The sequence below is a fragment of the Neisseria sp. P0022.S010 genome (assembly GCF_051956635.1).
Window position 1 is genome coordinate 1 of record NZ_JBQCXF010000885.1, and the last position, 460, is coordinate 460.

At 40.0% G+C, this 460-nt stretch carries 1 protein-coding gene; it reads right to left on the reverse strand.

The genetic code is table 11. The annotated features are described in order from the left end of the window. Positions 1–30: 30 nt before the first annotated feature. The gene (locus tag ACTHUT_RS21925; RefSeq protein WP_440419931.1) at positions 31–315 is read right to left on the reverse strand and encodes a PepSY domain-containing protein; all 285 of its coding nucleotides are present in this window, start codon (positions 313–315) and stop codon (positions 31–33) included. Between the last annotated feature and the right edge of the window lie 145 nt (positions 316–460).

Here is a 460-nt window from a genome sequence, read left to right on the forward strand (position 1 = left end):
CCCTGCGACAATCCACTTTATATCGAAATATTAATAATCGATGCGTTCTTTAATAATTTTCAAATCAGGGTAAGACAAAACAATTTCGTACTCACGGCCATCTTTAAAAGCCTCGATATCCAATACAGGCTGGCCTCGACGGCTATCGGCTTCAACATCGTGAACTTGATAGCCGCGTTGTTCCAACATTCTTACGGCTTTAGCACGGTTTTGCTCGAAGTTTTTGTCGCTGTAGATTTTGTGTTCGATGTAATCGCTGGCACCGGCAGTAGCAGCAGACAAAGCAACGATGACGGTCAATAAGAATTTTTTCATGTTTGATTTCCTTTTAAAATGTGTATTCGGGTTTCGATGGATGTATTAAAACATGACAAAATTAGCAGTTAATTAGTGCTTGGTTAAACACAGTAAAGGCCGTCTGAAAACTGTTCAGACGGCCTTGATCCTTAGTCATCAAATT